The sequence below is a fragment of the Staphylococcus sp. EG-SA-2 genome (assembly GCF_017152085.1).
Genome location: NZ_JACYHC010000002.1, coordinates 1 through 585, shown reverse-complemented (window position 1 = coordinate 585; position 585 = coordinate 1). Strand labels below are relative to the sequence as shown.

Here is a 585-nt window from a genome sequence, read left to right as displayed (position 1 = left end):
TTTTCATCGGTAAATAAATTTTGACGTATTGTACCATCAAATAATTGTTGAGATTGTAGCAAGACATTTAACGATTCAAACTTATCTTTGTCATCTATTTCAAACATATCCATATTTTCGAAACGAATAGAGCCACTATCTAATTGATATAACCCAGCCATAATTTGTAGTAATGTACTTTTTCCTGAACCAGAAGGCCCCACAATCGCAATCTTTTCGCCTCTATTAACATTAAAATTAATATCCGACAACACATACGTTTGCTGGTTCCAATACTTAAAACTAGCGTCCTTAACTTCATAAATGTTCGTTGCATCATACTTATCATTAAGACGGTTTTTTCCATTAGTAGAAGGTACAGATATCACTTCATTAATATCATGCAATGCATGGTCAGTATCCGCTTTATAATACGCGACATTTGTCATTGGTACAGCTTGTTCAAATAAAGTTAAGACCATTAAAACTATACTCGTCATATAAATAATATTTAGTTGGCCTGCATTAATTTGAATTAATCCTAGAACTAAACTACCAAAAATCGAAAGCATAGCAATAATATTTAATATAAAATCATAAATCGTT

Annotated in this window: 1 protein-coding gene; it reads right to left on the bottom strand. The window is 30.9% G+C overall.

Annotated features, from left to right (window positions below):
• Positions 1 to 585: ATP-binding cassette domain-containing protein (locus IDG60_RS00010; RefSeq protein WP_206160326.1), on the bottom strand; the 585-nt coding region annotated here is incomplete at both ends.